Here is a 25,175-nt window from a genome sequence, read left to right as displayed (position 1 = left end):
CGGCGGCCGTTGCCCGACGTGCGGGGCGGGTCTCGGCCCGCCGTGCCGGCCGGTCTCAGCCGCATGCCGGCCGGCTCGGCCGACGCGCGGTCGGCGCGGTGCGACGGCGCTGCGGCGTTGCCCGTATCGCCTGGACCGGGCAGGATCGCGGACATGGTATTCGACGCGCGTGCCGGGGACAGATCCGGTAATCGGCCTCGCCGGGACGCCACGCGCCCCGCGCTGGCCCGCCGGCCCCGTACCGGCTCGCAGGGCACCGTCTCGCAGAGCATCGACCCGGGTCGGCCGGCAGCGCCGGCCGGCGACGCCGAACCGGTGACAATGCGGCTGGACGGGCGAGTGGCGCTGGTCACCGGCGCCGGCAGTGCGGACGGCATCGGGTACGCGACCGCCCGCCGGCTCTGCGCGCTCGGTGCCCGGGTGGCGATCGTCTCGACCACCCGCCGGATCCACGACCGGGCCACCGAGCTGGGCGCGACGGGCTTCGTTGCCGACCTCACCGACGAGGCCGAGGTCGGCGCGCTGGCGGACGCCATCGTCGAGCAACTCGGCGAGGTGGAGGTACTGGTCAACAACGCCGGGTTGGCGAGCCGGGCGAGTCCCGAGGTGCTCCGGCCGGTTGCCCAGTTGAGCTACGACGAGTGGCACCGGGAGATCGAACGCAACCTGAGCACGGCGTTCCTGTGCAGTCGGGCGTTCAGCGGCGGCATGGCCGAACGGGGCTGGGGGCGGATCGTCAACCTCGCCGCCACCGCCGGCCCGGTCAACGCGCTGCCCACCGAGGCGGCGTACGCGGCCGCGAAGGCCGGTGTCGTCGGGCTGACCCGGGCGCTCGCGATGGAGATGATCGCCGACGGGGTCACCGTCAACGCGGTGGCGCCGGGGACCATCTACACCGCGGCGTCCACCATGGCCGAACTGAAGCAGGGGCTCGGCACCCCGGTCGGCCGCCCCGGTACCCCGGACGAGGTCGCCGCCGCGATCGCCTTCCTGTGCTCGCCGGCCGCCTCGTACATCACCGGACAGATGCTGGTGGTGGACGGCGGCAACAGCGTGCGGGAGGCGGAGTACCGGTAGCCGGCAAGCCCTCCCGGCACCGGTCGGGCGGGCGGTCCCGGCGGACCCGACGCACCGCCCGACCGGGGTCAGTACGTGCCGCCGTCGCCCTCCGCGCCGGCCCAGCTCACCAGGGCAAGCCAGCCGCAGCAGCCGATCAGGTAGAGCGCGGTGAAGACGTAGCTGAGGATCAGCCCCCAGGTGGCCAACTGGCCGCCCTGTTCACCGGTGCGGCGGATCTGGCGTCGGGCCAGGTGCCCGAGCACGATGCCGGCCGGCGCGAAGACGAAGGCGAAGACCAGGGAGAGGATCGCCAGCAGGTTGACGCCGGACTGCCGGCCGGGCTGACCGTAGTAGCCGGGCTCGCCCTGCCCGCCAGGCTGGCCCGGCTGTCCGTAGTAGCCGGGCTGGTTCTGGTAGCCGTACTGACCGGGCTGTCCGTAGTAGCCGGGCTGCTCGGCTTGGCCCGGGTAGCCGTACTGGCCGGGCTGCTCGGGTTGACCGGGATAGCCGTACTGGCCGGGCTGGCCGCCGTACTGGCCGGGGCGGTCGCCGGAGCCGGGTGGGGGCTGCGCCGGGGATCCATGCGGATCCGGCGGCTCACCCTGCCCTGGGTTGCTCATGGCGTTGCCCTCCTCACCGGGGAACGCTACCCGTCGGCGCCGCCTTTCACGGCAAATGTCCGGGATGACGCGCCGTGCGGTGCAGGAGAGGAGTCGCCGAGTTCCGGCGGGGCGGTCAGTTCAGCCGGGACAGTCCGGCAGTGGCGCGTTCCACCGCCAGGCAGCGGTCCTCGACGTAGTCGATGCCGCCCTCCTCGGCGATCCGCCGGGCCTCGGCCGAGACGATGCCGAGCTGCAGCCAGACCGCCGGAGCGCCGATCGCCACCGCCTCGCGGACCACCTGCACGGCGTCCTCGGCCGGCCGGAACACGTCGACCAGGTCGACCGGGTGCGGGATCTCGGCCAGTGAGCGGTAGACCCGCTCCCCGAAGAGTTCGTCCGCCACCGGGTTGACCGGGATGATCCGCCAGCCGTACCGCTGCATCAGCGCCGGGACGCTGTGCGCCGGCTTGCCCGGGTCGCGGGACGCCCCGACCACGGCGATCACCCCGGCTTCGGCCAGGATCTGCTGAGGACTACGCACCCCGCGACAGTAGCTCGGTTCCATGCCGTCAGCCCCGCTCGACCCGGAGGTGGACCCCGGGAGGCCCGGACGGTAGCGCCGGCCGGTGGGAAGTCGGTCAGAGCAGGGTGAGCTGTTCGACGGCGGGTGCCGGGGCCGGCACCGGCACCTGGCGGGCCTCACCCGGCTCGGCGCGGTGCAGGCCGTGGCGGCGGGCCGCCATCCGCACCCGGGCGGTCAGCTCGCGCTGGTATGCCTGCGGCAGGTAGGAGCCCCGGCTGAAGAGGGTCCGGTAGTGCGGCACCAGGTGCGGGAACTCCCGGGCCAGCCAGCTCGCGTACCACTCCCGGGCACCGGGACGCAGGTGCAGTGGCAGCGGGGTGACGCTCACCGCGCCGGCCGCCGCGATCGCGGCCACCGTCTCCTCGATCGACTCGTCGCCGTCGGTCAGCCCGGGCAGGATCGGGGCCATCAGCACCCCGACCGCGAAGCCGGCGTCGGCCAGCCGGCGTACCGCGTCGAGCCGGCGTCGCGGACTGGGCGTGCCCGACTCGACGGAACGCCACATCCGCTCGTCGACGAAGCCGATCGACATCGAGACGCCGACCTGGGTGACCGTGGCCGCCTGCTGGAGCAGGGGCAGGTCCCGCAGGATCAGGGTGCCCTTGGTCAGGATCGAGAACGGGTTGGCGAAGTCGCGCAGCGCCGTGAGGATCGGCGGCATCAGCCGATAGCGCCCCTCGGCCCGCTGGTAGCAGTCGACGTTGGTGCCCATCGCGATCTGCTCGCCCGACCACTTCGGCGCCGCCAGCTCGCGGCGGACCAGCTCTCCCGCGTTGACCTTGACGACCACCTTGCTGTCGAAGTCGCGGCCGGCGTCGAGGTCGAGATAGGTGTGCGTGCCCCGGGCGAAGCAGTTGTGGCTGACCACCCCGTTGGCGACGAAGTCGCCGGTGCCGGTGGTGATGTCGTAGAGCTGGAGCTCCTGGTCGAGTGGCTCGATGCTGCGGATCCGCAGCAGCGCCCGGCCGCCGAGGATCGTCCCGTCGAGCCCACCGGCGGGGAGGTCGGCGGGACCGGGCGTGGCCCGACCGGTGCCGACCAGGCTGTCGGTGATCGCCAGATAGGGCCGGGGCGGCTCGCCGGGCAGCGCGCCGACGACGTGCTTCCAGCCGCGCGGGGTGAGGAACCGGTGGTCGCCGCTGGCGGTCAGCTCGGTGCCGTCCGCCAGGACGATCCGGTACGCCGGCTTCACCGTCGACCAGTGCGCCAGCACCTCCGTCCGGACGTAGCGCCGGTGGTTGCCCTGCGCCACGGTGCCGTAGATCTGGTCGCCGATCCGCAGCTCGGCCAGGAGCCGGGTGCGCCCGTCGGCCAGCAGGATCGCGGTATCGCCGGCCAGGCAGTAGGCGCAGGCGTGGCTGCACCCCCGGTAGGGGTTGATCGTCCACTGGAACGGCACCCGCGAGGTGCCCGGCACCCTGTTGATGATTGATTTGGCGCGCACCTCGTAGAACGTCATGCCGGCGAAGCCAGGAGTGTCGAAGGTGCGGACGGTCGCGCCGGGCAGCGCCAGCGGCAGGGGTGGAGCCGCCGGCGCCGCCCCCGGAGGGGTCCCGCTGTCGGGGGGAGCCGACGTCAGGTTTTCCCAGCGCATGGCCAGTATTCGAACATACGTACGAGATATCGCGCAACTCGCCACGCCGGGCGCCGAGAGGGCGGCGACGCCAAATCGAAGGCGGGGTCGCGGCTACCGGTCGCCGGCCGGCGGGCCGCTGCTCTCCCGGCGGACCAGCTCCGCGGCGACGTGCTCGATCTGCGGGGTGTTCAGCGGCTCGGGCGGTTGCAGCGCGAGGGTCATCGCCCGGGCTCCCATGTCGGCCAGGGGCAGCCGGATCGTGGTGAGCGCGGGCGTCACGTCCTGGGCGATCGGCATGTCGTCGAAGCCGACCACACTGATCTGGCCCGGTACCTCGATGCCCCGGGACCGCAGCAGCGCGAGCGCGCCGATCGCCATCGAGTCGTTCAACGCGACGATGGCGGTGACGCCGGGGTAGCTGTCCAGCAGGGTGGCGGTGGCGGCGGTGCCGCCCGAGCGGTCGAAGTCGGCGTAGACGATCTGCCGGGGGGTGAGCTTCTGGCCGTGTTCCCGGGCGGCCCGGCGCAGCCCGGCGAGCCGGTCGGTGGTGGTGGTGAGATGGCGCGGCCCGGCGACGACCCCGATCCGGGTGTGCCCGAGGCCGTACAGTTCGGCGCCGATCAGGTGCCCGCCGGCCTCGTTCGCCGGGATGACGGCGTGCCCGCTGTGCTCGTGCCGGCCGATCACCGCCACGTGCCCCCCGGTGGACTGGTAGACCCGCAGTTTGGCGTCGAGGGTGTTGGTGAACTGCTCGTCGTGGTAGCCGGAGCCGGCCAGGATGATCGCGGCGGCCTGGTTGGCCCGGAGCAGCTCGACGTACTCCAGTTCCTTGTCCGGGTCCCGGTAGGTGTTGCAGATGATGACCAGCCGGCCGTGCTCGGTGGCCACCCGTTGCAGTCCTCGGGTGATCTCCGCGAAGTACGGGTCGGAGACGTCGTGCACGATCACGCCAACCGCGCTGCGGTGGTTGCGGGCGAGCTGCTGGGCGTGCGCGTTCGGCACGTACTGCAACTCCTCGACCGCCGCCAGCACCCGCTCGCGGAGCGCGTCGGTCACCGGCTTGGGGCTGCCGTTGATGATCCTCGACGCGGTGGCGGGTGACACGCCGGCCCGCCGCGCGACATCCGCCAGAGTGGCCATCGACTGCGTCCTTCCCCGGCCGCCCGGTGGCCGGTTGCAGGTGAGGATAGCGCGGCGCGGTCCAGGCCATTCACGGCCGTCGCGGGCTGGGTGACCCCGGCGGCTGGAGATCACCGGCGTGCCGGCAGGCTCTTGCCCGAATCGGAACGGAGTCGGTAGCGTAATCGGGAAAGCGCTTACCGACGTACGGCGTGCTCCACCGCGACCATCGCGCGCCAGGACGATCCCCCGCACCACGTACCCCCGCGCGCTCGACGAGTGGCACCCGCGGATCAGCCAGCCTGAGGAGGCGACGTACATGGGCCGCACCACGATCGGCATCGTGCTCAACGGCGTGACCGGCCGGATGGGCTACCGGCAGCACCTGGTCCGGTCACTTCTGGCCATCCGGGAGCAGGGCGGGCTGGCGCTGCCCGACGGCCGCCGGCTCTGGCCCGAACCGATCCTGGTCGGCCGCAGCGAGGCCAAGCTCCAGGAGATCGCCCAGCGGCACGGGCTCACCGAGTGGACCACCGACCTGCCCGCCGCGCTGGCCCGCCCGGACGTGCAGATCTACTTCGACTCGCAGGTCACCGCCCAGCGGGAGAAGGCGCTGAAGCTGGCGATCGAGGCCGGGAAGCACATCTACACCGAGAAGCCGACCGCCGAGGACCTCTCCGGCGCGATCGAGCTGGCCCGGCTCGCCGACGCCGCCGGCATCAAGCACGGCGTGGTGCAGGACAAGCTCTTCCTGCCCGGCCTGCGCAAGCTCGACCGGCTGGTCAAGGGCGGCTTCTTCGGCCGCATCCTCTCGGTACGCGGCGAGTTCGGCTACTGGGTCTTCGAGGGTGACTGGCAGGCGGCCCAGCGGCCCTCCTGGAACTACCGGGCCGCCGACGGCGGCGGCATCACGGTCGACATGTTCCCGCACTGGCACTACGTGCTGGAGCAGATCTTCGGCCGGGTCGCGGCGGTGACCGCGCACGTCACCACGCACATCCCCGAACGCTGGGACGAGGCCGGCGAGCGCTATGACGCCACCGCCGACGACGCCGCGTACGGCATCTTCGAGATCGAGCGGCCGGGGCAGTCGGGCCGGATCGTGGCCCAGATCAACTCCTCCTGGTCGGTCCGGGTCTACCGGGACGAGCTGGTCGAGTTCCAGGTCGACGGCACCGAGGGCAGCGCGGTGGCCGGGCTGCGCAACTGCCGGATCCAGCACCGGGCCAGCACGCCCAAGCCGGTGTGGAACCCGGACCTGCCGGCGACCGAGGACTTCCGGTCACAGTGGCAGGTCGTACCGGACAACGAGGAGTTCGACAACGGCTTCAAGGCGCAGTGGGAGCTGTTCCTCCGGCATGTGGTCGCCGACGAGCCGTACAGCTGGGACCTGTGGGCGGGTGCCCGGGGGGTGCAGCTCGCCGAGCTGGGGCTGGCCTCCGCCCGGGACGGCCGGCGCATCGAGATCCCGGACCTCGACGGTGGGAACCGATGACCACCGTCCGGGAGCGGTTCTCGTTCAACCAGGCCACCGCCAAATACTGGCCGATTCCCGAACTGGTCGCCGGCTGCCTGTCGACCGGGGTCACCCAGGTCGGTCTCTGGCGGGAGGAGACCCTCGAACACGGCCTGGACAAGACCGCCACGCTGATGCGCGAGTCCGGGCTCGCGGTCACCTCACTGTGCCGGGGCGGTTTCTTCCAGACCCCCGACTGGTACGACGAGAACCGCCGGGCGATCGACGAGGCCGCCACCCTCGGGGCGCCGGTGCTGGTGCTGGTCTCCGGCGGACTGCCGGAGGGCAGCCGGGACGTGGACGCGGCCCGCGCGCACGTCGGCGAGGCGATCGGCGAGCTGGTGCCGTACGCCCGCGCCGCCGGGGTACGGCTGGCGATCGAGCCGCTGCACCCGATGTACTGCTCCGACCGTTGCGTGGTCTCCAGCCTCGGCCAGGCGCTGGACCTGGCCGCGCCGCATCCCGCCGAGACGGTCGGGGTGGTGGTGGACACCTACCACATCTGGTGGGACGACCAGGTCTGGGCGCAGATCGCCCGGGCCGGCCGGGAGGACCGGATCGCCTGCTTCCAGGTCGCCGACTGGGCGACCCCGCTACCCGAGGGGGTACTGCTCGGCCGGGCGCTGCCCGGCGACGGCTGCGTGCAGCTGCGCCGGTTCCGGGAGGCGGTGGACGCCGCCGGCTACCGCGGGCCGATCGAGGTCGAGGTCTTCAACGCCGAGGTGTGGGCCCGGCCCGGCCCGGAGATCCTGGACCGTACCCTCTCGGGTTATCTCGCCCACGTGGGTTAGTCGGCACCGCCGCCCCGGGGGAAACTGGTGGCATGGACCAGCCCACCTTCGTGTACGACGGCGACTGCGCCTTCTGCACCACCTGCGCCGAGTTCATCGGCCGGCGGATCCCGACCGGGGCCAGGGTGGTGCCCTGGCAGTTCGCCGACCTCGACGCGCTCGGGCTGACCGCGGCCGAGTGCGAGGAGGCGGTCTGGTGGGTCGGCACCGACGGCGTACGGGCGGCCGGGCCGGACGCGATCGCCCTGCTGCTCGGCGCGAGCCGCCCCGGCTGGCGGCTGCTCGGCGCCGGCCTGCGACTGCCGCCGGTACGCCTGCTCGCCTGGCCGGCGTACCGCTGGGTGGCCCGCAACCGGCACCGCCTGCCGGGCGGTACGGCCGCCTGCTCGCTGCCGCAGGCGACCCGGGACCGGCTCTACGGCACGGCCGGCGACCGCGCGGCGGGCGGCTCCGTCGGGACCGGTTCGGCGTCCTGACCGCGTCGGCGGGTCAGCCGGCGCAGCCGTTCGGTCGGGCGCAGCCGCTCCAGCGGCAGGAAGCTGGTCATCGCCACCAGGTGCGGGGCGAACGAGATCGTAATGGTGGCGACGGTGACCAGGTGGAACGAGTAGAAGAACGCCACCACGGCCTGCCGCCAGCGGGCCGGCACCACGAACACCAGCGGGCTGAGCAGCTCGAACGCGATGATGCCGAACTGTGCCGCGATCAGCAGGTACGGCACCTGGGCGATCAGGTCGGCCAGCTCGGTGCCGCGCCGGATGATCGCCCGGGCCAGTACCGAGCCGGTCATCCACTCCAGCCCGCCGAACCGGAGCTTGGCCCAGGCGGCCAGGAAGTAGGTGCAGACCACGGCGATCTGGGTGACCCGCAGCGCCCAGCCGGCCGCCTCGCTCTCGGTGCGGTCACCGTGCCGGGCCCGTCCCACCGTCGGCAGCACGGCCAGCGCCACCAGGAAGCCGAACCGGTCGTGGTCCACCTTCCCGTAGCTCATCGCGATGACCATCCACTCGAAATAGAGCACGAAGACGGCCCAGCCGAGCGCCCGGGGTGCCCGCCCGGTGGCGGCGGCGAGCGCGAGCAGCAGCAGCGCCCAGAAGATGAGGTTGACCAGCAGCGGGGTCGGGGTGGGCAGCGGCAGCAGCCGGCCGACGAAGAGCGGCTGGTACAGCTCGCCGGGGATACTGGCCTTGTCGCGGATCCAGGGCGTGAAGACCAGCAGGTCCGCCGCGACGAAGAGGTAGACCAGGGTACGGAAGGTGGCGACCCGGCCCAGCGGCACCGGTTCGGTCAGCCAGCCTGACACGGCGGCGCCGATCCGTCTCGACGCGCTCACGAGGCCTGCCACCGGACCACCGTCTCGTCGACCGCGTTGCCGGTCGGCCGGCCGTCGGTGATGCCGTACCAGCGGATCACGATGCGTACCTCGACGATCGGCGGTGCGCCGGGGTGCCGTTGCGCGTACGCGTCGGCGACCTGGCGCAGCAGGGTCGGGTCGGCCTCGTACCGGCCCTGCTGGCCCTCGATCTCGGCCCGGCGGATGCCGGTGCTCTCCTCGCCGAGCCCGACCACCGCGCCGGTGGCGTCGACCCCCTCGACCCGGGTGTCCGGGGCGGGATCGTCCGGCGGGTTGGAGCCGGCGTACATCCGGAACGGGCCGAACGGGAAGTGGTCGTCCTGGCCCCAGAGGGTGCCGGCGAGCAGCACCGCGCCGGCCAGCAGGGTGAGGCCCACCCGGAGATTCCGGCCCCGCCTCGGCAACGCGTCCATCGGTTCGAGACCTTACGCGGTACCCGCAAGCTTCGGGCACCGTCGGTCTGGCCGCCGGCCGGGACGACTCCGGCCGGACACCGATGCGCGGTGTCCGGCCGGAGCGCGGTCGTTACCTGGTCAGGGGGCCGTCAGTGGCTGTGCTCGGCGAGCTGCTTGCGTACGTCGTCCATGTCCAGCGCCTGCACCTGCTCGATCAGCGACTCCAGCGCCGACTCCGGCAGGGCACCCGGCTGGGCGAAGACGATCACGCCGTCCCGGATCGCCATGATCGTGGGGATGGAGCGGATGTCGAACTTCGCGGCGATCTCCTGCTGGGCCTCGGTGTCTACCTTGCCGAAGACGATGTCCTGGTGCTTGTCCGAAGACCGCTCGTAGACCGGCGCGAACCGCTTACACGGGCCACACCAGTCCGCCCAGAAGTCCACCAGCACGATGCCCGGCTGCTCGGTCACCTCGTCGAAGTTGGCTGTGGTCAGCTCAACGGTCGCCATTGATCTCTCCGATCACCGCAATTGGCCTTACGACTGGGGAAACCCACCCGGCCTCCTTGGAATTCCCCGGCACGATGGGTTGAAACGGTCATCGTGTGGCGGCTCACGTTCCGGCCGGGCATCGACACGGGTCGGTCATTGAGTCGGCCCGGAAGTGAAACATCGGTGACATAGTTCGGTGACTGATAGTTATGGGAGCGTTTCCAGGACTTCCCCTGGCCAGTCCGGGTGTGATCCGGAAACTTGCCGGTTGGCAAGCGGAAACAGGCGACATAACGGATGGCCGGGTGCGTATGACCGTTCACGTTCAGTAACATTACAAAAAGGTAACTGTGACCCCGATCTCGTGGTGGACTCTTCTGCCGAGCGGGTCGGGTCGGGCAGAATCTTTCCCATCAGAGCGTGGGCGGCGGGTGCCGGGGAGGGCCCCGCCGCTCATTGCGTCCGGGGTCGGTTTCTCCGCCCGGGCACACCTTTAAATCAGCGCTGAGGGCCCGGCGCGTCCGGCCGGTCACGTCGGCGTGCGCGGTCACGCCCTCCGGTCGACCGACGGCGACACCAACACTACCGCTTTTCGGGCGGAACCGGGCTTTCCGCCTACCGGCGGCTTATGCTGAGTCGGGAGGCGCCATGAGTCACACCGGATCTCCAGACTCGCCCGGTGCCACGCACGGTGCCTGGCGGGCCACCACCACCGGCTACCCGCCCGACGACTGGCAACTACTCGTCCGGCTGCCCGGCCGGGTGATCGTCGCGGCGTCCTCGGCCCGGCCGGACAACCCGGTCCGGGCGGTCACCGAGGGCCTGGCCGGCCTGGACGGCATCGCCGCCGGGCGGTCGTTCGACAGCGAACTGGTCCGGGCGGTGGTGGCCGCCATCTACGCGGAGTCCGACGACGGGCACTCCGGACCCGTCCGCGCCGGACAGGTCGACGGCGGACTCGACGAACTGCTCCGGTCCTGCCGGGCCGCGGTCGAGACGTTGGCCCGACACGCCGACCCGGCCGACTCGGCCGCCTACCGGCAGTGGGTGCAGTCGGTCGCGGCCCGGGTCTGCCGAGCGGCCGGTTCGGATGGACGGCCACGCCCGTTCGGCGATCCGGTGGATCCGGACCAGCGCCGGGTGCTGGACCAGCTCGGCGAGGCGCTGGGACTGCGCTCCGCCGGCTGACCGCCGGGTGCGTACCCTCGGCAACCGTGGAAGGTACCGAGGTCGAAGTCGAGGTCGGGGTAGGGCCGTGGCCGGGCGAGCCGCCGACCGATCCCCGGTACGACCCGGAACTGCTCAGCCACGGCGACCGGCGCAACGTCGTCGACCGGTACCGCTACTGGCGGCGCGAGGCGATCGTCGCCGACCTGGACCTGCGCCGGCACGACTTCCACGTGGCGATCGAGAACTGGCAGCACGACTTCAACATCGGCACCGTGGTCCGGAACGCCAACGCCTTCCTCGCCGCCGAGGTACACGTGGTGGGGCGGCGGCGCTGGAACCGGCGGGGCGCCATGGTCACCGACCGCTACCAGCACGTCCGGCACCACGAGACGATCGAGGCGTTCCTGGATTGGTGCCGGGCCGGCGACCTGCCGGTGATCGGCATCGACAACCTGCCCGGGTCGCGACCCCTGGAGAGCGCGGTGCTGCCGCGCCGCTGCGTACTGCTGTTCGGGCAGGAGGGTCCGGGGCTGTCCGAGCCGGCCCGGCTCGCCTGCTCGGCGGTCTTCTCCATCGCCCAGTACGGCTCGACCCGGTCGATCAACGCCGGGGTGGCCAGCGGCATCGCCATGCACGCCTGGATCCGCACGTACGGCGCGGAGCCGCCCGGCGAGACCGGCTGACCTGAGGCAAGGCGTCCCGACCGTACGCAGAACGACCGAAAAGGCCGGTTCGCCTTGACTCGGGGCACCGGTGCGGGGACTGTAGTTGTCGTGGGTGTCGCGGTCAGTTGTCCGCGTTGCGGCGGTCCGGTCAGAGCGCCGGACCTGATGCACACTGCCTGGCGGTGCCCGAACTGCGGCCCGGTCTGCCCGCTGCACGTCGCGGAGCACATCGGGCCGGAGATCGTCGCCAGCACCGTCGGGCGGATCATCGAGCAGCGCGACCCCGCCGGCCAGGAGAACGGCAGTCCAGGAGCCCGGGCCGGCGCCCCGCTGCCGCTCTGGTGCCCCTGGCCACTTCCGCAGGGCTGGACGATGACCGGGGTCGGCTGGGCCGGTGACGATCGTGGCGGCGTACGCGCGACCGCGGTGGCCTGCACCGGGCCGGACCCGCTCGGCGGCGGACCCGCCGACCTGGTGCTGGTCGCCGAGGAGCCGGGCGTCGGTCTGGGTACCAGGCTGGCCGGCACCACCGGGGTCGACCCGGGGCCGCAACTCGCGGAGGCGCTGACCGATTCCGGCCCGGGATCCGCCGAGCGGATCGCGCACGCCAAGGTCAGGGCAGCCGGGCACCCGACTCCACTATGGTCAGTCAAATCTCCGACAGACCGGAGCGCGTACGCCGGTGAAGCTCGGGGGATCTGGCTCTATGCGATAGCCTGGCCGGCGAGTGCGGGTTACCTCCTCGCGGAAGACGTCGAACTCCACGACCTGACCGAGTGGACACCGCCCGAGCTCGTGTACGGTGCTCCGTCCCCCTACCTGCACGGGAGGGTCTGATATGGCCGGCCAGGCTGGGGCGGAGGGCGTATGTGGATTATTTCCCGCAGGACACCCGACTGATACTCTGGGTTTTGCCGGGGTTCGCAACCCGGTGCCGCACGGAGGGATGGCCCGCCATGGTTAAAAAGGTCCTCACCTGGGGCGGTATCGCCTTCCTGGTTTTCTTCATCGCCTACCAGCCCTCCTCCGCGGCCGACGTCTTCAAGTCGCTGGGTGGCAGCCTGCTGGACGTTGCCCAGGGCTTCGGCGACTTCTTCACCGACCTCGTCGCTTAATCGCCCATGGGCAATCCGTCGGGTGAACCCCCTGAGCCCGAGGACGACGACGAACGTCGACGGCGCGAGCGGGACACCGAGCCGATCCCCCGGGTCCGACCCGATGACGGGCCGGAGTTCGGCACCGGGCCGGACTACTCCGACGGGCCCTCCTATTCGGACGGGCCGGCCTACTCGGACGACATCGGCTACGGCGAGCGCCGGGCCGGCACCCGGGGCTGGGTCCGGGATCCGGACCAGGGCCCGGAGATCTCCGAGGAGGAACTCGCCGGGCTCCGGGTCGACGCCTCGGGGATGCCGCTCGGCCCGCGCCGGGTCCTGCCGCTGGAGGACGAGCCGACCTCGCTGGTGGCCCGCTACCTCTTCCCGACGGAGCGCTACCGGGGTGAGTGGAAGCGGCACAAGATCTACCTGGCCACCCCGCTGCTGATCGGGCTGCTCGCCACCTTCGTGCTCGGCTACCTCTCCGGCTTCCTCGCCGGCCAGGAGGTCGGCGCGCTGACCACCGTCGCGGTGCTGATCTGGCTCGGCATCATGGGCTGGGTCGCCTGGAAGGTGGCGGACTGGTATTTCGACCGCTTTATCCTGACCAACAAGCGGGTGATGGTGGTCAACGGGATCATCACCCGACAGGTCGCGATGATGCCGCTGCTGCGGGTCACCGACATGAAATATGAGCAGTCCCCACTCGGCCGGGCCCTCAACTACGGCACCTTCGTGCTGGAGTCGGCCGGTCAGGAGCAGGCGCTTCGGGAGATCAAGTATCTTCCCAACCCCAACGAGCTCTACCTGCGCGTGGTCGAGGAGATGTACGAGCCGCAGGCGGTCGAGGCGCGGCTGGGCAAGGAGGCCGAGGAGGCCAAGGCCGAGGACGGCGCCTGACGACCGGCCCGGCGCGGGAGGGTGCGGGTGTGATGCTGGCGACGCCACGGGCGGCACCGGTGCGCAACCGGCGATTCCCTGCCCGAACATCGAGCTGAATCGCACCTTTCCGCCGTAGACCTGCGGGTCCGGCTTGTGGCAGCCTTCTGAATTGGCACCGGCGGGGGGAGGCGGGAGTGGCGCCGAAGCACTCGGTGGACGAGGAGTTCCGCGAATTCGTCGCGGTCCGCTCGGCAGCCCTGCTGCGTACGGCGTACCTGTTGGCCGGGGACTGGGCGACCGCCGAGGACCTGTTGCAGACCGCGTTGACCAAGACGTACCTGGCCTGGAAGCGGCTCGGTGAGATCGAGGCGGTCGAGCCGTACGCCCGACGGGTCCTGATCAACACGGCGACCAGTTGGTGGCGGCGGCGCTGGCACGGCGAGCGCCCCACCGAGGTGCTGCCCGAGCGACCCGCCCCGGACCAGATCGAGGAGCAGCTCGAACGCGACCGGCTGTGGCGACACGTCCGCACCCTGCCGGTCCGGCAGCGGGCCGTCCTGGTGCTGCGGTTCTACGAGGATCTCTCCGAGGCGCAGACGGCCGCGTTGCTCGACATCTCGCCGGGCACGGTGAAGAGCCAGACCTCCCGGGCCCTCTCCACGCTCCGCCGTCGGCTCGATGCCGAGGCCGACAGCCGGGTGCCGCAGGACGAGCAGGAGTTGGCCCCCGTACCCGCCGGAGAGGCCGACGGCGAAGGCGGCCGGCTCGGGTCCGCGCAGCCGGCGTTCGACCAACGCCCGGTCACCCCGCCGGAGCTGCCCAGACCGCGCCAGGTCGGTGCCCGGCGGCCGGCCGCCCTGGCGGTGCCGCCCCCGCCCGTTCCGGCGGTCGGAGCGGAAGCGTGACGACCATGCTGGAAGATTCGCTGCGCGACATGTTCGCCGCCCAGGTCGACACACCGCCGGTTGCCGACGATCCGGCCGGCACCGTGATCCGGCGGGGCCGGGTCGCCCGCCGGCGCCGGGCCGTCGGCTCGCTGGTGGCGGTGGCCGCCGCGCTGGTACTGGTCACCGCCGGCGCCGCCTCGCTCGGCGGCGGATGGCCGCCCGACCGGCCGACGGCCGGGCCCGCCGCCGGCTTCGACGTGGACTCGCTGGCCGAGGTCACGGTCGGGCCGGTACAGCCGCCGGTCCCCGGCCAGGACACCGGGGTGGGACTCGACATCCGCAGTGGCGACCAGCTCTGGACCACTGACGGCCGGCGGCTGAGCCTGGCCGGTGTCGGCGAGGTGACCCGGGTGTACCGGGTGCCGGGCGGCTGGGTCTACGCCGGGGCCAAGCAGGTCAGGTTCCTCCGGCCCGATGGCACCTCGGTGGCGCTCAGCGGCGAGGACGACCGGTGGGCGCTGAGCACCGACGGCGACCGGTTGGCCTTCCAGCTCGACACGACGCTGTACATCGCCCGGGTCGGGGCGACCGGGCTGGCCCTGATGGACCACGTCGAGGTGCCCGCCGGCACCTGGCCGGTGGCGGTCACCGCCGACCGGGTGGTGGTCTCCGACGGATCCCGTGGCTACGGCTTCGTCGACCTGGCCCACCCGGCCCGGCAGCCGACCCGCAACGCCGACGTGACGGCGATCTACGGGGTACGCGGCGACGGCCTCGTCGGGCTGGTCCGGGAGGAGAGCGGCACCCGGCGCTGTCTGGCCAGCCTCACCCCGAGCAGCGGAAAACTGCAAGCTGTGCGCAGCGGCGGTTGCGGGCTGGGCCTGCGTGCCGAGGCGTCCGACGGCGGGCTCGCCCCGGACGGCCACTGGCTCGCCGAGCGGCGCGGCACCGAGGTCGTGCTGATCGAGGTCGACCGGGCGCTGGACGGCGGCAACGCGGTGGTTTCCTGCCCGGCGGCCGGTGACGTGCCCCCGGTCTGGGCCGACGACCGGACGGTGGTGACCGGGGACGACGAGCAGGTCGTACGCTGCCGCACCGACGGCACCGAGGAGACCGTGCCGCTGCCCGACGGCGTCTCGGCGGACTGGCAGCTCGTGCCGAGGCTGACCGCACCGGCCGACGGGCGGTGACCTCCGACCGCTCCCCGAGCGCTGCCGGAGCACCGACGGCTGCCGGTAACCTCGGCCCGTGACGTCCCGCCAGCCCGAGGCACCCGACACCGGAAGCCGGCTCCGGATCGACCTGCACGCCCACTCGACCGCCAGCGACGGCACCCTCACCCCGGAGGAACTCGTCCGGGCCGCCCGGGCGACCGGACTCGACGTACTGGCCATCACCGACCACGACACCACCGGAGGCTGGGAGCGGGCCGCCGCCGCCCGGCCGCCGGGACTCACCCTGGTCCGGGGCGCCGAACTCTCCTGCCGCTGGTACGGCACCGAGCCGCCGATCCCGCTGCACCTGCTCGGCTACCTCTTCGACCCGGAGTCGCCGGAGCTGGCCGCCGAGCTGGCCCGGGTACGCGCCGCCCGGGAGGTACGCGGCGAGCGCATCGTCGCGCTGCTCCGGGCCGACGGCATCGACGTCGACTGGGCGGAGATCCGGGCCGCTGCCGCCGGCGGCACGGTGGGCCGGCCGCACATCGCGCAGGCACTGATCCGGGCCGGGCTGGTGGCGACGACCGCCGAGGCCTTCACCCCGAACTGGCTCGGCGAGCGCTACCGGCTGCCCAAGGACGACATCGACGTGTTCCGGGCGGTCCGGCTGGTCCGGCAGGCCGGCGGGGTGCCGGTGATGGCCCATCCGAGGGCGACCAGACGGGGGCGGATCGTGCCCGACTCGTTGATCATCGAGTTGGCCGCGGCCGGGCTGGCCGGCCTGGAGGCGGAACACGAGGACCACTCCCCGGCCGAACGGGACGCCGTACGGGCGCTCGCCGCCGAGCTGGGGCTGCTGGTCACCGGCTCGTCCGACTTCCACGGTGCGCACAAGACCGTGCGGCTCGGCGCGTACACCACGGAGGTCGAGGCGTACGAGCGGATCCTCGCGGCGGGCAGCGGGGTCGGCGTACTGGCCGACCCGGGCTGACCTCGGCGGACGCCGCCCGCCGCCCGGTTAACGTGATCACGTGAACATGAAGCTGCTCGGCGAGGTCATGCTGACCCTGCTGGTGATCACCGACCCACCGGGCATGGTGCCGATCTTCCTCGCCCTGACCGGCCAGATGCCGGCCCGGGACCGGGTACGCGCCGCGTGGCAGGCGGTGGCGCTCGCCCTCGGGGTGATCGTCGTGTTCGCGGTCGCCGGGCAGACCCTGCTGGACTACCTGCACATCGACCTGCCGGCCTTGCAGGGCGCCGGTGGCCTGCTGCTGGTGCTGGTCGCGCTGGAACTGCTCACCGGCAAGGCCGACGACCCCAGCCAGCAGAACACCTCGAACATCGCCCTGGTGCCCCTCGGTACGCCCCTGCTGGCCGGTCCCGGTGCGATCGTCGCCACCATGCTCTTCGTGCAACGTGCCGACGGTACGGCCGACTACCTGGCGATCTCGGTCGGCATCGTCGCGGTGATGGCCGCGGTCTGGCTGATCCTGCGCTTCTCCGGGATCGTGGTCAGGGTGCTCCGGCCGGCCGGGATCGAGGTGCTGACCCGGATCGCCGGGTTGCTGCTCGCCGCGATCGCGGTGCAGTTGATCGCCGACTCGGTCGCCGCCTTCGTCACCGCGCACCTCGGCGCCTCCTGACCGCGGTTTCCGGTGCCCCTCGCGGTCGGGGAACTCCCGGCGACGGGTGACCACCCCGCGTCCCGCTGCCGATTCGGCGGGCCCGACCGCTCTCGCCGTCTGGCGGGTGGGGGGTGGCGGATCGACGGAGGTGTCGGACCGGCATGGCAGGATCGGTGCGTGCGAAGGCCATCGTCCGCCGGCAACCGGACTCCTCGACCGCGTGGCGCCCAACCCGAGCAGTTGGGGTTCGAGGGGATGCCCGAGCGCCTCTTCGTCTGCACGCCGAGCAAGCTCGGCGCGTACACGGACTGCCCGCGCCGCTACCGCTACTCCTATGTCGACCGGCCCGCGCCGCCCAAGGGGCCGCCCTGGGCACACAACTCACTCGGCGCGAGCGTGCACACCGCACTCCGCAACTGGTATGCGTCGCCGCCCGACCGGCGCCGTCCGGAGGCGCTGCCGACCCTGCTCAAGGGCACCTGGGTCCGGGAGGGCTACCGCGACGAGGAGCAGGAGCGGGCGGTGTTCCGCCGGGCTCTGGAGTGGCTGGAGTCCTACGTGGAGACGCTCGACCCCGGTGACGAGCCGCTGGGGGTGGAGCGGGTGGTGGCGGTCAAGACCTCCGTGTTGGCGTTCAACGGTCGCGCCGACCGGATCGACTCGCGTCCGGGCCCGGACGGCCCGGAGTTGGTGATCGTCGACTACAAGACCGGGCGGAGCGGGTTGGACTCCGACGACGCCCGTGGCTCCCAGGCGCTCGCGCTCTACGCCTACGCCGCCGAGCGGGTCTTCCGGAAGCCGTGCCGGCGGGTGGAGTTGCACCACCTGCCGACCCGGACGGTGGCCGGGCACGACCACACCGAGGAGTCGCTCGCCCGGCAACTCGCCCGGGCCGAGGACACCGCGCGGGACATCGTCGCCGCCGAGCGGGCGGTCGCCGACGGCACCGACCCGGACGAGGCATTCCCGGTCGCGCCGGGCATCCGGTGTGGCTGGTGCGACTACCGCCGCAGTTGTCCGGCCGGCGCGGACGCCCCGGATCGCGAGCCCTGGTCAGCGGTGGAACGGGCACTCGCACCCGCCGACCCGGGCGAGGGCGGGCCCGCCGGGACGGCGTGACACGGCAGCCGGGACGGCGTGACACGGCAGCCGGCATCGTGACACGGCAGCCGGCACTTGGCGCGGACAAGCCCGGGAGCGGGCGTCCGAGTAGCCGGCGAGAGCAGTCAGTCGTCGGTGGCTCGGCGCAACTGGCAGCTCGGGCAGAGACCCCAGTAGGTGACCTCGGCCTCGTCGACCTCGAAGCCGTACGCGCTCACCGGGTCGAGGCAGGGTGCGGAGCCGACCGCGCAGTCGACGTCGGCGATCTCGCCACAGCCCCGGCAGACGACGTGATGGTGGTTGTCGCCGACCCGTGCCTCGTAGCGGGCGGGCGATCCGGCCGGCTCGATCCGGCGGGAGAGCCCGGCCCGGGCAAGCGCGCCGAGCACGTCGTAGATCGCCTGGGTGGAGACCGAGTCGAGGCGTTCCCGGACCCGCTGGGTGATCTCTTCCACCTCCAGGTGCCCGCCACCGGCCAGTACGTCGAGGACGGCGAGGCGCGGCCGGGTGACCCGAAGGCCCCTCGACCGGAGCAGTTCCTCGCCAGTCATCCCACTATCACAGCACGTCGATGGGACCCCAACAAGGCGGATGCGGGCCGATCGTGGTCACCGCCACACGGCGAGCCGGCAGGTCGCACCGGAGATGGAACCTGAGTGAACCGGGACGGCTCGATGCTCGTGTACCGGTATAGATCGCGGATGACGTGATCGAATTCTCGTACCGTCAGGGTCTCCCGTCGGGAGCGGTAGCAAGGAGGCGTCGGTGTTCAGGGAAGTCATGGGTCTCCCCGCCCACGCGCTGCTGGTGCACGCGGCCGTCGTCTTCGTGCCACTGCTCGCGTTGGTCTCCACCGGGTACGCCGTACTGGCCCGGTCCCGGTTCCGCAGCCGGCTCGACTGGGCGGCGGGGGTACTGGCGGTGGCCGCACCGGTCGCCGCCTTCTTCGCGGTGCAGTCCGGCGAGGAACTGCAGGAGGTGCTGGTCGCCAAGAACTACGGCCCGGAGATCCTCCAGAAGGTGGAGGAGCATCAGGGCTACGGCGAACTGACGTTGTGGTGGAGCCTCGCCCTCGGTGTGGTGACGCTGGTGCTGCTCGTGGTGACCAGCCCCCGGGCCCGGACCCGGTCCGTGCCGGGTTGGCTCGGCCTGCTACTCGGCGCGGTCGTGGTGGTGCTCGCCGCGCTGAACGTCTGGTACGTCTATCTCACCGGCGACACCGGCGCCGAGGCGGTCTGGCAGGGCGTCATCTAACCCGCAGACCGACAACTGCCGCGCCCCCCGCCCGGCCGGCGCCCATCCGAGCGTCGGGTCAGAACAGGGCTCGGGAGCAGAGCAGGCACATCAGCACCAGCACCACCGCGCCGCCCACCAGGCCGACGCCGTAGGTCAGCGTCCGGGCGCTCCCCTCCTCGGCGTCCAGGGCGGCGTGGTCCTGGGCCGGCAGTGCTCGTGGCGGTGCCGGCTGTACGTGCAGCGGCGGACGCCAACCCGGCGGTGGGGTGGTACTCGGCGGCGGGCCGGGGTAGTGGATCCCGGGTCGTACCGGCGGCGGCGTGGCGGGCTCTGCCGTGGACTCCGGGCTGTCGGCGGGCGGTCCGGTGGGTCGACGCCAGAAGGCGTCATCGGCGGAGTTCCCGCTCTGCGTCGTCACGCTGTCCGACGCTACCAACCGGAGCCGTTTCCGGCCCCTTGCCCGCTGTCACCGGCGGACTGTGGACCGGCTGCCCCGGGTACGCTTGCCGGGTGTCGGGGACGGAGCAGCAGCGCACCACCGGTGTCGGGCGGGATGACGACCGGCCGGTCAAGCTGACCGGTGACTACCGGGTGCTGCCGGAGCAGTCCGTGGACGACACCGACCGAGGCTGGGGCGAGCGGCCGGACTCCAACGACGAACGGTTGTTGGCCGAGCGCCCGCCGCACTGGGAATGACCCGCCTGCGCCGAAGCGCCTGCGATTGATCGACCGCGTCGTTCCGGGCCACTGGCCACCGGCGTAGTGCCTGCTGCTGGTCACCGGCGTGGTGCCGGCGGTTGATCACCGGCTCCGTGCCGGGCGGCTGGTCACCGGCTCCGTGCCGGGCGGCTGGTCACCGGCTCCGTGCTGGGCGGCTGGTCACCGGCCTGCGGCTGTGACGGTGGCTACGAACGAACGATGATCGCGAAGCGGGTGGATTCCGGCATCCCGACCGCGCGGTGGGCCTGGTCCGGGCGGAGCGCCAGGTAGACGGCGCTGGCCGCGCCGTCGGTCTGGCCGGGACCCAGCACGTCGAGCACCAGTACCCGGGTTGCCAGGACGGTCGGCTTCGGTGCCCGGCCCGCCTGGTCACCGCCGGGTGCCGCGAGGAGATCCACCCGGGCTCCCGGCCGGGCCACCGTCAGCGCGGCCGGCTCGGCGAGCCGGATCGGCACCCCCACGGTCCCCGCCGGCACCGGCACCCCCGAGTCGCCCGGGGCTACCGTGCCACCGGGTCCAGCCGGCGACCCGCTGGGCCGCTCCGCCGGCCCGCTCCCCGCCGCCGGACTCGCGCCGGCCGACCCGGTGGACGCCGGTCCGCCGGACCCGGCGGGGTCGGCCTTGCCCCCGCTGGCACCGGCCGACGGCGCGGGGCAGGGCGACATCGGCTCGGGTAGGTAGAGCGCGCCGAGCGCGAGCGCCAACAGGGCGGCGACCAGCATCCAGCGGAGTATCGAGCCGGCACCCGGTCGTGACCAGCGGGTCGGGCTCAGCGTGGCATCGCGACGGGTGGGCGTACGGTCGAGCGCCACGGCGAACCTCCCTCGGCCCGGCGGCGCCAGTGGGGTCGGCGTCGTCCGGTGCGCAGCAGGCTAGGCGAGGGCGCCTGGGGGAGGCAGTCGAGGATTCACGCCCTGTGGATAACTCGGGGGGTTGTGGATAACTCCACTGACCCCGGCCAGGCGCATTCGCCCAGGCCGCCCCGCCGGGAGACGGAGGGGTCGGCGAAGCGACCTGCCGGCCACCGTGTCGACGGCGGACGAGCCGGCCTTCTCCCAGCCCCGGCAGATGCGCTGGTTGGAGGTCGTCAGGTCGTGCTGGTCGAGGAGGAGGACGTCGCCTTCGGCTTGCTGCCGGACCCGCTCGACGCGCCGTTGGTCGAGCCGGATCCGCCGCCGCTGGTGGAGCTGGACGTGCCGCCGCTGGTCGAGCCCGAGTCGCCGCCGGAGCCGGTCTTCGTGGAGTCGCTCTTCGACGAGTCGGACTTGGCCGCCGTGGAGCTGCCGGCCCCTTCCGAGCCGTTGCTCCGGGAGTCGGTCCGATAGAAGCCGGAGCCCTTGAAGACGATGCCCACGGAGTTGAAGAGCTTGCGCAGGCGACCCTCGCACGCCGGGCACTCGGTCAACGGCTCATCGGTGAAGGACTGCACCGCCTCGAGCTGGTGGCCGCACTCGGTGCAGGCGTACTGGTAGGTGGGCACGTTCCCCTCCGGATCTTGCAAGTCTGTTGGCACTCGACGTATCCGAGTGCCAATGGTGCGGCATCGTACCCGTTTTCGTCCAGCCAAAGTGTCCGGGCCGACGCCGGGGAACCCGGACCCGCGACCGGTCAACCGGACACCACCGGCTGGAGTCCACCGGAAGGGGTGATCACGGCCCGTACCGGACAGTCATGATCCATCGCCGGGACCGAGTCGATCAACTCGCCGTCGTGCAACAGCGCCACCGTGAGGGCCCCGGGAGCGGCCCGGGCGAGGGCACGGTCGTACGAGCCGCCGCCGCGACCGAGCCGGACGCCGCGCCGGTCGACCGCCACCGCCGGTACGACGACCAGCTCCGCCGAGCCGATCGCGCCCCGACCGAGCCGGTCGGTGGCGGGCTCCCGCAGCCCTCGGCCGGCCGCGACCAGGCAGCCCGGTCCGGCGTACGGCGCCCAGTCCAGGTCGAGGTCGGGGCGGAGTACCGGCAGCAGGAGCTGTGCACCCGGTCCCAGAGCGCCGGCCAGCTCGTCCGGCAACTCCGCTCCGCCCGGCTCACTGCCGACCGGCACGTAGCCGGTGACCAGGCGCGGTCGTACCCGCTGGGCCAGGGTGCGGAGTTCGGCCCGGACACGCTCGGCGGCGGCCAGTCGGGCCGGAGCCGACAGCGCCCGGCGCCGGGCCAGCATGGTGGCCCGGAGCGCGCTCTTGCGCGGGCCGACCCCTTCATCCGAAAAATCCGGCACGTAACACTCCCGGGGGCAGGCCGGTTAACCATTGCGGTTGGGTCAGCATCGCAGCATCGGGTGCCGAGCTTCCGGGGGGATGAGTGACGCTGCGTGGACGCTTGACCACAGCTTTCCTCGCCGTCGTGCTCGGGCCGGTGCTGCTCGGTGCGCTCTCCGTCGCCGGTACGGCCGCGACGGCGAGCCGCCATCAGGCCGAGCACCGGCTCAACCTCGCCGCCGACGCCGTCCGTACCTCGATCGGCGCACTCTGCCAACAGTTGCATGCCACGGCCGGCGCGCTGGCCGTACTCGCCGATCCGGCCAGCCGGACCGGCGCGGCGGCCGAGGTGGTGGCGCGAGGGCTGGCGGACGGCGTGCTGATCACCGGCCCGGCCGGTGCGGTCGACTTCGTCACCCCGACGGCACCGGCCCGGCCCTGGGCCTTCTGCTCCGGGACGGCCGGCACCGGCCCGGCGCCTCGTGCCCTGGCGGCCCGGGTGGAACTCCGGGACCGGTCGGGGGCGGTGACCGGCGAGGTCTGGGCCGCACAGGTCCTCGACGCGGCGTTCGTCCGCCGGCTCGCCACCGCCAGCGGAACCGCGGTGACCCTGCTGCGGGAGGTGCCCGGGCCAGCGGCGACGTCCCCGGGCGCGCCGCCGTCGGGCCTCGTCGCGGCACCGGGCTCCGCACCCCCGGATCCCGGGGCCTCCGGTAGTCGTCCGCCCGGCACCGGCATCCCGGGTGTTGGTTCGTCCGTCGGTGGTGGTCCGGCTGGCAGCGTCTCCCCGGGCGTTGGTTCGTCCGTTGGTGGTGGTCCGGCTGGCAGTGCGGCGCCGGACGCGGGGCCGCAGGGGGCCGAGTCGCCGAGTACCGAGTCGAACGGTTCCCGGGCGGCCGTGCTCGCCGCCGCCCGGCGGATCTCCGGGGACAGGATCGTCCAGGCGAGCGGGGGCCGGTACGTCCGCCGGGTCGGTCCGGCCCCCGGCCAGCCGTTGGCGCTGGTGCTCTCGGTGCCCCGCGACCCGCCGGTGGCCCGCTACGGACCCCTCGCGATCGTCGTACTGCTCGCCGGGGTGTTCGCGGTACTGGCCGCCGGCCGGCTGGCCCGGTCGACCACCCGGCCACTGGCCGAGCTGGCCCGGGCCGCCGACCGGGTCGCCGAGGGTGACCTGGCGACCCGGGTGCCGGTCCGGTCCCCGGACGAGGTCGGTCGGCTCGCCGACAGTTTCAACCGGATGACCCGGGAGGCGGAGTCCTACCTCCGGGCCCTGGTGATCAGCCGGCACCAGTTGCGTGACCAGCTCGCCGTGCTCGGCGACACCCTGGCCAGCTCACACGACCTGCACCGGATCTTCCAGTTGCTGCTCCGGGCCGCGATGGCGGCGACCGGGGCCCGGGCCGGGGTGGTGCTGCTGCTCGACCCGAGGACCGGAGTCCTGGTCAGCCAGTGCGCCGAAGGTCTCGACCGGCGCGGTGTCGGGCTCGGCCGACCGGCGTCGACCCGCGCACCGGCCGCACCCGCCAGCTCCGGCAGCACCGACCCGGCGGGTGGTGGGCACACCGACCCGGCATGTGGTGGACCCACCGACCCGACGGGCGGTGGCCCTACCGACCCGGCGGGCGGTGGAGCTACCGGGCCGGTGGACGGTCGGGGGAGCGGTTTCGCGGGAGCGCATCGGGATCGCCCGACCGACGACCGGCAGCGGCACGGCGATCCACCGGCGCTGCGGGTACCGCTCGGCAAGGGGCTGCTCGGCACGGTCGTGGCGACGGGTGAGCCGCGCCGGGGCCGGCTGGACCGGGACGGGCCGCGCCTCTACGGCCGCGAGCCGCGCTGCCGGACATACGTGGCCGTGCCGCTCCCGTCCTCCGGTACGGCCGGTCAGGTGCCGTATCCGGGGGCGGAGCCGGGGACCGGTACGCCGCCGCTGCGCCCGGCGACCGCCGGCGGCTGGCCGGGTACGGCCGCCGGGCCGGGGACCGGGCGTCCGGGGCTGACGTTTGGGGTGGGGCAGACGCCGGTCGGCGTACTGGCCCTCTATGACCGGCTCGGGGCGGACGAGTTCGACGACGTCGACCTGGTCACGCTGAGCACCTTCGCCGACCATGCGGCGGTGGCGCTGGAGAACGTCCGGATGCACGAGGAGGCGCAGCGGTTGTCGCTGACCGACCCGCTGACCGGGCTCTGGAACTACCGCTATCTCAAGGAGTCGATCCGGCGGGAGATCGAACGGGCCAGCCGGTTCGGCCGGATGCTCAGCGTGCTCGCCCTCGACCTCGACCGGTTCAAGGAGGTCAACGACACGTACGGGCACGCGGCCGGGGACGCGGTGCTGGCCGAGTTCGCCCAGCGGATCCGGGGTGCGATGCGGGAGGTGGATCTCGCCTTCCGCCAGGGCGGCGAGGAGTTCGTGGTGCTGCTGCCGGAGACGGATGCCCGGGGCGCGGCGACGGTGGCGGAGCGGCTGGGCGCGGCCGTCCGGGAGACCCCGATGGCGATCCGGCCCCGGCCCGGCGCGGTCACCCCGGTCGGGGCCTTGGTCTCGGTCACCGTGTCGATCGGCGTCGCCGTCTATCCCGATCACGCCGCCACCGGCCCGCAGTTGCTGGTCGCGGCCGATGAGGCGCTCTACGCGGCGAAGGCGGCGGGCCGGGACACGTACCAGATGGCCACCGCCGGTGGCCGGCTGACGGTCGAGGAGATCCCGGTCCGGGCCGGCGCGGCGACGCCGGACGACGGGCTTCCGTGGGCGGGTAGCCGGCCGACGCTCGGCGCGGGCGGCGGCTGGCCGACCCGGGCGGGGCGGCCGGGCGGAGACGGATCGACCCGGGCGGGGCGGCCGGGCGCGGACGGACCGGTCACCGCCGACGGCGGCCCGGACGGCGCGTTATCCGGGCCACAACCGCCGCGTCAGGGCCGTGGCCGATAGTCTCGCGA

At 73.0% G+C, this 25,175-nt stretch carries 29 protein-coding genes; 17 read left to right on the top strand and 12 right to left on the bottom strand.

Translation table 11 applies throughout. From position 1 onward, the window contains the following. Positions 1-153 precede the first annotated feature (153 nt). On the top strand, positions 154-1,077 hold the full coding sequence (locus tag AAH979_RS21175; RefSeq protein ID WP_346259851.1) for an SDR family NAD(P)-dependent oxidoreductase: 924 nt from the start codon (positions 154-156) through the stop codon (positions 1,075-1,077). Positions 1,078-1,145: 68 nt separating this feature from the next. Here AAH979_RS21175 and AAH979_RS21170 read toward each other — a convergent pair whose 3' ends face one another. The 4 genes from AAH979_RS21170 to AAH979_RS21155 all read right to left on the bottom strand — a co-directional run bounded on the left by AAH979_RS21170 (position 1,146) and on the right by AAH979_RS21155 (position 4,960). Then, positions 1,146-1,679 carry a DUF4190 domain-containing protein gene (locus tag AAH979_RS21170; protein WP_346259850.1) on the bottom strand — a complete coding sequence of 178 codons (534 nt, stop codon included), beginning with the start codon at positions 1,677-1,679 and terminating at the stop codon, positions 1,146-1,148. A 115-nt stretch (positions 1,680-1,794) separates the two neighbouring features. Continuing rightward, complete coding sequence (locus tag AAH979_RS21165; RefSeq protein ID WP_346259849.1) at positions 1,795-2,202, bottom strand: CoA-binding protein; 408 nt, start codon at positions 2,200-2,202, stop codon at positions 1,795-1,797. Positions 2,203-2,299: 97 nt separating this feature from the next. Beyond that, positions 2,300-3,838, bottom strand: a complete 1,539-nt coding sequence (locus AAH979_RS21160) for an Rv2578c family radical SAM protein (protein WP_346259848.1) — start codon at positions 3,836-3,838, stop codon at positions 2,300-2,302. 93 nt (positions 3,839-3,931) lie between these two features. Beyond that, entirely contained in the window at positions 3,932-4,960 is a 1,029-nt protein-coding gene (locus AAH979_RS21155; protein ID WP_346259847.1) for a LacI family DNA-binding transcriptional regulator, read from the bottom strand. A gap of 298 nt (positions 4,961-5,258) precedes the next feature. Between AAH979_RS21155 and AAH979_RS21150 the strand changes: the two genes are divergently transcribed. The 3 genes from AAH979_RS21150 to AAH979_RS21140 are packed head-to-tail and all read left to right on the top strand — an operon-like array spanning position 5,259 to position 7,722. Then, positions 5,259-6,434 (top strand): Gfo/Idh/MocA family oxidoreductase, encoded by a 1,176-nt coding sequence (locus AAH979_RS21150; protein WP_346259846.1) that lies wholly within the window; start codon positions 5,259-5,261, stop codon positions 6,432-6,434. Continuing rightward, positions 6,431-7,246, top strand: coding sequence for a sugar phosphate isomerase/epimerase family protein (locus AAH979_RS21145; protein WP_346259845.1), 816 nt, complete (start codon positions 6,431-6,433; stop codon positions 7,244-7,246). Before AAH979_RS21150 ends, AAH979_RS21145 begins: the two co-directional genes overlap by 4 nt. A gap of 32 nt (positions 7,247-7,278) precedes the next feature. Continuing rightward, complete coding sequence (locus AAH979_RS21140) at positions 7,279-7,722, top strand: DUF393 domain-containing protein (protein ID WP_346259844.1); 444 nt, start codon at positions 7,279-7,281, stop codon at positions 7,720-7,722. Here AAH979_RS21140 and AAH979_RS21135 read toward each other — a convergent pair. From AAH979_RS21135 to trxA, 3 genes are all read right to left on the bottom strand, one after another. Beyond that, positions 7,662-8,591, bottom strand: a complete 930-nt coding sequence (locus tag AAH979_RS21135; RefSeq protein ID WP_346259843.1) for an MFS transporter permease — start codon at positions 8,589-8,591, stop codon at positions 7,662-7,664. The genes AAH979_RS21140 and AAH979_RS21135 overlap by 61 nt on opposite strands. Next, entirely contained in the window at positions 8,576-9,013 is a 438-nt protein-coding gene (locus AAH979_RS21130; RefSeq protein ID WP_346259842.1) for a hypothetical protein, read from the bottom strand. Before AAH979_RS21130 ends, AAH979_RS21135 begins: the two co-directional genes overlap by 16 nt. A gap of 131 nt (positions 9,014-9,144) precedes the next feature. Further along, entirely contained in the window at positions 9,145-9,507 is a 363-nt protein-coding gene (gene trxA / locus AAH979_RS21125; RefSeq protein ID WP_346259841.1) for a thioredoxin, read from the bottom strand. Positions 9,508-10,137: 630 nt separating this feature from the next. Here trxA and AAH979_RS21120 point away from each other — a divergent pair. The 10 genes from AAH979_RS21120 (at position 10,138) to AAH979_RS21075 (ending at position 18,094) form a co-directional block, all read left to right on the top strand. Then, positions 10,138-10,677 (top strand): hypothetical protein, encoded by a 540-nt coding sequence (locus AAH979_RS21120; protein ID WP_346259840.1) that lies wholly within the window; start codon positions 10,138-10,140, stop codon positions 10,675-10,677. Between the two features lie 26 nt (positions 10,678-10,703). Then, positions 10,704-11,342: an RNA methyltransferase gene (locus AAH979_RS21115; protein ID WP_346259839.1), complete on the top strand. Its 639-nt coding sequence runs from the start codon at positions 10,704-10,706 to the stop codon at positions 11,340-11,342. Between the two features lie 90 nt (positions 11,343-11,432). Beyond that, on the top strand, positions 11,433-12,161 hold the full coding sequence (locus tag AAH979_RS21110; RefSeq protein ID WP_346259838.1) for a DUF6758 family protein: 729 nt from the start codon (positions 11,433-11,435) through the stop codon (positions 12,159-12,161). Between the two features lie 119 nt (positions 12,162-12,280). Further along, the gene (locus tag AAH979_RS21105; protein ID WP_165436875.1) at positions 12,281-12,439 is read left to right on the top strand and encodes a hypothetical protein; all 159 of its coding nucleotides are present in this window, start codon (positions 12,281-12,283) and stop codon (positions 12,437-12,439) included. Positions 12,440-12,445: 6 nt separating this feature from the next. Continuing rightward, positions 12,446-13,321, top strand: coding sequence for a PH domain-containing protein (locus AAH979_RS21100; RefSeq protein WP_318400279.1), 876 nt, complete (start codon positions 12,446-12,448; stop codon positions 13,319-13,321). A 176-nt stretch (positions 13,322-13,497) separates the two neighbouring features. Then, complete coding sequence (locus tag AAH979_RS21095) at positions 13,498-14,208, top strand: SigE family RNA polymerase sigma factor (protein ID WP_346259837.1); 711 nt, start codon at positions 13,498-13,500, stop codon at positions 14,206-14,208. Then, the gene (locus tag AAH979_RS21090) at positions 14,205-15,380 is read left to right on the top strand and encodes a hypothetical protein (RefSeq protein ID WP_346259836.1); all 1,176 of its coding nucleotides are present in this window, start codon (positions 14,205-14,207) and stop codon (positions 15,378-15,380) included. The genes AAH979_RS21095 and AAH979_RS21090 overlap by 4 nt, the downstream gene beginning before the upstream one ends. A 58-nt stretch (positions 15,381-15,438) precedes the next feature. Further along, on the top strand, positions 15,439-16,338 hold the full coding sequence (locus AAH979_RS21085) for a PHP domain-containing protein (RefSeq protein ID WP_346259835.1): 900 nt from the start codon (positions 15,439-15,441) through the stop codon (positions 16,336-16,338). Positions 16,339-16,378: 40 nt separating this feature from the next. After that, positions 16,379-16,993 (top strand): MarC family protein, encoded by a 615-nt coding sequence (locus tag AAH979_RS21080; RefSeq protein ID WP_346259834.1) that lies wholly within the window; start codon positions 16,379-16,381, stop codon positions 16,991-16,993. 237 nt (positions 16,994-17,230) lie between these two features. Then, positions 17,231-18,094: a PD-(D/E)XK nuclease family protein gene (locus AAH979_RS21075; RefSeq protein ID WP_346259896.1), complete on the top strand. Its 864-nt coding sequence runs from the start codon at positions 17,231-17,233 to the stop codon at positions 18,092-18,094. Positions 18,095-18,201: 107 nt separating this feature from the next. Here the strand turns inward: AAH979_RS21075 and AAH979_RS21070 are convergent, their stop codons facing one another. Continuing rightward, a complete protein-coding gene (locus AAH979_RS21070) occupies positions 18,202-18,627 on the bottom strand; it encodes a Fur family transcriptional regulator (RefSeq protein ID WP_346259833.1) in 426 nt (141 codons plus the stop codon). 214 nt (positions 18,628-18,841) lie between these two features. Here AAH979_RS21070 and AAH979_RS21065 point away from each other — a divergent pair, with 214 nt between their 5' ends. Then, the gene (locus AAH979_RS21065) at positions 18,842-19,330 is read left to right on the top strand and encodes a DUF2231 domain-containing protein (RefSeq protein WP_346259832.1); all 489 of its coding nucleotides are present in this window, start codon (positions 18,842-18,844) and stop codon (positions 19,328-19,330) included. A 58-nt stretch (positions 19,331-19,388) separates the two neighbouring features. Here the strand turns inward: AAH979_RS21065 and AAH979_RS21060 are convergent, their stop codons facing one another. Beyond that, complete coding sequence (locus tag AAH979_RS21060; protein ID WP_346259831.1) at positions 19,389-19,730, bottom strand: translation initiation factor 2; 342 nt, start codon at positions 19,728-19,730, stop codon at positions 19,389-19,391. A 92-nt stretch (positions 19,731-19,822) separates the two neighbouring features. Here AAH979_RS21060 and AAH979_RS21055 point away from each other — a divergent pair, with 92 nt between their 5' ends. After that, on the top strand, positions 19,823-20,008 hold the full coding sequence (locus AAH979_RS21055; RefSeq protein WP_346259830.1) for a hypothetical protein: 186 nt from the start codon (positions 19,823-19,825) through the stop codon (positions 20,006-20,008). A 209-nt stretch (positions 20,009-20,217) separates the two neighbouring features. Here AAH979_RS21055 and AAH979_RS21050 read toward each other — a convergent pair whose 3' ends face one another. From AAH979_RS21050 to AAH979_RS21040, 3 genes are all read right to left on the bottom strand, one after another. Beyond that, positions 20,218-20,844, bottom strand: a complete 627-nt coding sequence (locus AAH979_RS21050; RefSeq protein WP_346259829.1) for a flagellar biosynthesis protein FlgA — start codon at positions 20,842-20,844, stop codon at positions 20,218-20,220. A gap of 275 nt (positions 20,845-21,119) precedes the next feature. Further along, the gene (locus AAH979_RS21045; protein ID WP_346259828.1) at positions 21,120-21,512 is read right to left on the bottom strand and encodes an FmdB family zinc ribbon protein; all 393 of its coding nucleotides are present in this window, start codon (positions 21,510-21,512) and stop codon (positions 21,120-21,122) included. Positions 21,513-21,640: 128 nt separating this feature from the next. After that, positions 21,641-22,198 carry a 5-formyltetrahydrofolate cyclo-ligase gene (locus AAH979_RS21040; RefSeq protein ID WP_346259895.1) on the bottom strand — a complete coding sequence of 186 codons (558 nt, stop codon included), beginning with the start codon at positions 22,196-22,198 and terminating at the stop codon, positions 21,641-21,643. A gap of 524 nt (positions 22,199-22,722) precedes the next feature. On the opposite strand from AAH979_RS21040, the gene AAH979_RS21035 reads away from it, so the two are divergent. Next, positions 22,723-25,167 (top strand): diguanylate cyclase, encoded by a 2,445-nt coding sequence (locus AAH979_RS21035; protein WP_346259894.1) that lies wholly within the window; start codon positions 22,723-22,725, stop codon positions 25,165-25,167. Positions 25,168-25,175: the final 8 nt, after the last annotated feature.

The sequence above is a fragment of the Plantactinospora sp. ZYX-F-223 genome (genome assembly GCF_039649625.1).
Lineage (GTDB): Bacteria > Actinomycetota > Actinomycetes > Mycobacteriales > Micromonosporaceae > Plantactinospora.
Note: the sequence above shows the minus strand (reverse complement) of the source record. Positions and strands in the feature narration are given on the sequence as shown.